Source organism: Endozoicomonas sp. ONNA2 (assembly GCF_024606365.1).
Classification (GTDB): Bacteria; Pseudomonadota; Gammaproteobacteria; order Pseudomonadales; family Endozoicomonadaceae; genus Endozoicomonas.
Map to the genome: position 1 here is coordinate 1 of NZ_JAHHPO010000507.1, position 6045 is coordinate 6045.

The 6045-nt window shown below is 51.7% G+C and carries 3 protein-coding genes; 2 read left to right on the plus strand and 1 reads right to left on the minus strand.

Translation table 11 applies throughout. The features are described from left to right. Positions 1-245, plus strand: a 245-nt coding sequence (locus tag KDK14_RS09030) for a hypothetical protein (protein WP_257264766.1), incomplete at its 5' end; no start/stop codon positions are given. Between the two features lie 17 nt (positions 246-262). Here KDK14_RS09030 and KDK14_RS09035 read toward each other — a convergent pair. Then, the gene (locus KDK14_RS09035; protein ID WP_257264767.1) at positions 263-5116 is read right to left on the minus strand and encodes an NAD-glutamate dehydrogenase; all 4854 of its coding nucleotides are present in this window, start codon (positions 5114-5116) and stop codon (positions 263-265) included. Positions 5117-5356: 240 nt separating this feature from the next. Here KDK14_RS09035 and KDK14_RS09040 point away from each other — a divergent pair. Further along, positions 5357-6045: MoxR family ATPase (locus KDK14_RS09040; protein WP_257264768.1), on the plus strand; the 689-nt coding region annotated here is incomplete at its 3' end.

Sequence of the window (6045 nt, forward strand, 5' to 3'; positions counted from 1 at the left end):
GTAGAAATGTCGAAGTTATTTCAGGACAGCTCCCAAACATGGCCGGTGCAAAAATCTCGCTGAAGAAACAAAAAGAAATTATTGAAGATAAAAATTCGGTTTTGCATGCTGAAAGCGGGGCTATTTGCCGGGCAAAAGCGGAATTTCCAGGGACGCAACCCGCCACCCTCAAGCCTGGACCGCTTGTGCTTTTGCGGGCAGCAGGTGGCGGGGAGCGGGCGGCGGCCTTTTCCCCGACTGCGTAATGAGATTAAACAATTCCTCAGTTACTACCATGCAAACTGACCTGGGCCAGGTCCATTAATTCACGATTGGCAACGGCAAACATGGCCAGATCGGCTTGTGGAGCATTGCGTATATCGGCCAGCATACTCTGCCAGCGGGCTACCAGCGCATGGTTATCCATAATCCATTTATCAATGGTTTGCTCAATAGGTACGCCATCCTGCGCCAGATTGATCAGCCCTTTGGATAATTTACGCTGCTGCCAGTTAAGTTCATCCCTGGCGCTGTCCCGCGCCAGGGACTGCCAGTGGTTAGTCACTTCCAGTTGCGACAGGGCATAACCATACCAGTTCAGCTCCAGGCGAGAGCCTATGGTAAAGAAAGTCCTGATGGCCACCTCCAGGGGAACCCCGGTTTCATCAGCAACCCTGATGACCGGCAGGGCACTTAACAGATAACGCTGCCCGGCAACCACCAGGGCCAATTCCTGTGGAACGCCTTGCGCAACCATACTGTCAATGGCCTTGTCCAATTGGACTTTTTCTTCTTCACCAAGAGATTCGGTGAAGCAAGACAGGAATCGCCCAATCCTTGGTCCATAATGTTCGACACACTCGGCCGGTATCAGGTCCTGACGCTTCAGGCGGATAAACCAGCGGGTTGTTCGCCTCACCAGTTTGATCAATGCGCCCATCATCTTGTATTGCAAGGCACTGGCAACCTTGTGATCAAGCTGCTCAATCATCATCCAGTAACGGGAAACATCAAACACATCGCGACTGGCACTAAAAGCACGGGCTATCTCGGCGGATGATGCCCCCGTCGTGGTCTGCAGTCGAAAAACAAAGGTAATCCCCATCATATCAATCAAGTGATTGGCAATCTGGGTAGAGATGATCTCCTTGCGCAAACGATGTCGTCTGATCTCTTCGGGGAAGCGGTCAACCAGAATCCCGGGAAAGGCGCTGTATAACTCCTGCGTCAGATAGCTATCATCAATCACCGATGAGTTCAGCAAAGCTTCTTTCAGATCGGCTTTACTGTATGAAATCAACAGGGATAATTCCGGCCGGGTTAACCCCTGCCCGTTCGCAGCCCGCTCGGCCATCGCGTCATTATCTGGCAGAAACTCAATGGTTCTGTCCAGCTTACCCTGTTCCTCAAGGTGTTGTATAAAACGACGATATTCGCCCATTCTTGAAGCAACGTCGGACTCAACCACGGAAATAGCCTGTGTCTGACGATAGTTGTTGGTCAATACCAGGGCAGCCACTTCATCGGTCATGCTTTCCAGCAACTGGTTGCGCTGTTTAATGGTCATATCGCCATTGGCAACCATATCGTTGAGAAGAATCTTGATATTGACCTCGTGATCAGAACAGTCAACGCCACCGGAATTGTCGATAAAGTCGGTATTCAGCCCCCCGCCCTTCAGCGCATACTCCGTACGCCCAAGTTGACTCAGGCCAAGGTTCCCCCCTTCTCCGACCACACTGGCCTGAACTTCACACCCGTTAATTCTCAGTGGATCGTTGGCCTTGTCCCCCACGTCGCTGTGGGCTTCGCTCATTGACTTGATGTAGGTACCGATACCGCCATTCCATAACAGATCAACCCGGGCCCGCAGCATACTGCGAATCAATTCATTGGGTGGCAGACGGTTGGCGGTAATGCCAAAGCGCTGCTTCATTTCAGGACTGATGACAATTGACTTTGCCTGGCGGGAAAAAATACCTCCGCCAGCAGAAATAAGACTGGTGTCGTAGTCTGTCCAGCTCGAACGGGGCAATTCAAACAGGCGACGGCGCTCTTCAAAACTCTGATAAACATCCGGGTCAGGATCGACAAAAATATGCAGGTGATTGAACGCACCGATCAAGGCAATGGTTTCCGAGCACAGCATACCATTGCCAAAAACATCACCGGCCATATCGCCGATTCCGATGGCCGAAATCACATCCTGCTGGACATGAATACCTTTTTCCCGGAAGTGTCTTTGCACCGATACCCAGGCACCCTTGGCGGTAATCCCCATCTTTTTGTGGTCATAACCCACACTGCCACCAGAAGCAAAGGCGTCCCCCAGCCAGAAGTTGTAATCTTGCGCAATCCCGTTGGCAATGTCGGAAAACGTTGCAGTTCCCTTATCCGCGGCCACCACCAGATAACTGTCACTGTCGTCATACATCACCACACCACCTGGATGAACCACGTCCCCTTCGACCAGGTTGTCGGTGATATCCAGCAGCCCTCTGATAAAGGTTTTATAACAACGTATCCCCTCCGCCATCATTGCTTCGCGGGTACCACCAACCGGTAACTGTTTGGGTACAAAACCACCTTTGGCACCCACGGGGACAATAAGGGCATTTTTCACCTGCTGGGCCTTGACCAGCCCAAGAATTTCCGTTCTGAAATCTTCCACCCGGTCAGACCAGCGCAGCCCGCCACGGGCCACTTTGCCACCTCTGAGGTGGACACCTTCAACAATAGGCGAGTAGACAAAAATTTCATACAGGGGAACCGGTTTGGGAATGTCCGGTATCTCCCTTGCCGCCATTTTCAGGGAGATATACGACTTGGCACTGCCCTGGTCGTCCTGCTGATAAAAGTTGGTTCGCTGTGTTGCCTTGATCACATTCTGATAACAGCGGATAAGCTTGTCTTCGCTCAATACGGCCACCTGATCAAGCCCATGGAGAATTTGCTGCTGAATCTGCTGCTGGCGGGCAAGGCGCTGGGTTATGGACAATTTTAGCCCGGGGTTGAAGCGAACCTCAAACAACGCCACCAGCAGCCGGGCAATCTCAATGTTATTGCACAGCGTTTCGGCAATATAAGTCTGACTGAAACCGACACGAATCTGCTTCATGTAACGGGCATAAGCCCGCAGCATGGCAACCTGCCGCCAACTCAGGCCTGCGGACAATACCAGGCGGTTAAACCGGTCATTTTCCGCCTCTCCAAACCAGATTTTTTCAAATGCTTCCCGGAAGGTCGGGCCCACTTTCTGCAGATCAATATTAATTCGTGAATCAATGCTTAATTGAAAGTCATGAATCCAGATGGTCTCACCGGAAGCGGTATTAATCAGATAGGGATACTCACCGAGTACCCGCAGGCCCAGGTTTTCAATAATTGGAATCTGGTCAGCTAACGGCAGAGGCTCGATAAAATGGTACAGTTTCAGGTGAACCAACCCGGCGGCATCGTCCAGTGACTGATAAAACCCCATGGCCAGAGGGCGATCGTCGTCCATTTGGGCAAAATGGCGGATATCCGTCACCGCCGACTGGGGCTTGAACGCTTCCTGATAAGCCGCACTGAACCCGTCAGAAAACCTTGCCAGCAGTTTATTCCCCCGCACTTCCCCAAAGGTCTCCAATACTTCTGCCCTGAGATCATCATTCCAGGATGAGCCAGCGAGCATAATTTCCCGGGTAATCACGTCCAGATTGTAATCAATCCGCCCTTTCAACTTGAACACAAAATGCACTCTGGCCAGGATTGACTCAGAAAAATAGGTGGTAAACTCGCTGTCTTCAGCCTCCAGCCGGTGACAGAGAATGTTTTCCACCCGCTGGCGAAAGCGGGTACTGTAGATATCCCTTGGCACATAGACCAGCGCCGAGCAGAAAGGTCCGTAAGGGTCCTGGCGGATAAAGACTTTTATCTGTTTGCGCTCTTGCATGCGCAGAATTGCCATCGCGGTCTGAAAAAGCTCGTCCTGACTGGTCTGAAAGAGTTCATCCCGGGGAAAAATTTCCAGTATCTGCACCAGGTCTTTGCCATGGTGGCTTTTGGGGTCCAGACCAGAGCGCTGGATGATTGCCGACACCTTGTTACGGATATAAGGAATCGCATAGGTCGTCTGGCGATAAACCGGAGAGGTGTAAAGACCAACAATACGTGCCTCACCCACAATGCGCCCCTGCTCATCAAAGCGTCGCACGGTGATAAAGTCTGGATAGGCTGGTCGGTGAACACTGGAGCGGACAGATGCCTTGGAGAACGAGAGCCGCTCGGTCAGCTCAAACAGATCATGTTCAATAAAGGGTTCCAGTGACAGCTGACCAGGCTGGCCTTTATTGGCCGGTTTCAGCAGTCCAAACAGCGATTCCGAGGGTCTTCTCAGCCGACGGCTGCCTTGATATTCTGTGACAATCAGTTCCTCATAGCCAAGAAAGGTAAAATTGTCATCCAACAGCCATTCCAGGAACGCCTGAACCTCATCGTCCTTTTTCAGCAAGTCTTTCGCCAGAGCCCCCGGGTGCCCGGCCATGGCTGCCAGCCTTTTGACCCGCCCGGTCATGGCCGCAAAGTCATCCACAACACGAGTGACATCCCTGAGCACACCATTCAACTGGTTCTGCAGCTGATCCAGTTCACTCTGATCCTCACAACGGTCGATTTCAAGATAAACAAAGGCCTCCTGACAGACAAACTCCTGCACACTGCGCTCATCCCCAAACTGCAGGGTCATGTCGCCACCACGCCGGGAATACAGTACCCCATTGCGCAATAAATGAATGGTGGAGCCATAGTCGTTCAGTTTCATCCTGATCGAGTCCACCACAAAAGGCATATCCCGATGGAGAATTCGAATCACCGTATGGGTTGAGTGCCAGCCATGCATGTTAAATTCCGGATTGATCACCTCAATGCGCGGCTGGTCTGGATTATGGTATTGAATAAACTTCCAGAATGAGTGGGTAGCACCCAGCAATTCCTGCCAGTTGCCGGAGACCAGATCCTGGTGGGTATCCAGTGAGTAATATCGATAGACAAACTCATGAAAGCTATCCAGCTGCTCTACCGGAATATGGGCAGCCAGATCACTGATCAGTTTATCCAGAGTTTCTTCCCGTTCCTGACTATTTAGCTGCCCCATCCCTGGCATCTCCGTATCGGTTATAAAATTCTTGTATTAGACCATCGGCGCTGACGAACCTATATTAAAGGGTGATGTCGAAAATAAAGCTGATAACCGTAAAACATTCGACAAGACACAGGGATGCGGCTTAACAGATGGGGCTTACCAATAATGCCAATGGCTTGTAGAATTTCCCAACTGTAAAGTGGAGTTGCCATGTACTCTTTCAAGACGCAGACAGATTGCCAGGTTGAAAAAATGTCATCAAGCCACTGTTTTACCCAATTCAGTCAGCTGAAAAACTACCTCTCCAACACCATCATTGGCCAGGAACACCTGGTTAGCCGACTGTTAACCACCCTTCTGGCTGACGGACATCTGCTGGTTGAAGGCGCCCCCGGCTTGGCCAAGACCAGAGCGGTCAAAGCGCTATCCGACGGACTGGATGCGGATTTCCACAGAATCCAGTTTACCCCTGACCTGCTGCCAGCGGATGTCACTGGCACCGACATCTATCTACCGGAAGATGGCAGCTTCCGGTTTCAGCCCGGCCCCATTTTTCACAACCTGATACTGGCGGACGAGATCAACCGTGCACCGGCCAAAGTTCAGTCGTCACTTCTGGAAGCCATGGCCGAACGCCAGGTCAGTGTTGGCCAGAAAACCTACCCATTGTCAGATGTCTTTATGGTGATGGCCACCCAGAACCCCATTGAACAGGAAGGCACTTACCCATTGCCAGAGGCCCAGCTGGATCGCTTTATCATGCATGTCCGGGTCGGCTATCCCGATGTTGATGCCGAGCGGGCAATTCTGAAACTGGCCAGGGGAGAAGCCATGCACAGACCGGTTGAGCGCCCACCATCCCCGCTTACCCAGGAAGAAATTCTCCAAGCCCGCCAGGAAGTGCTGGCTGTACATATGGAACCACCGGTTGAGGAATACAT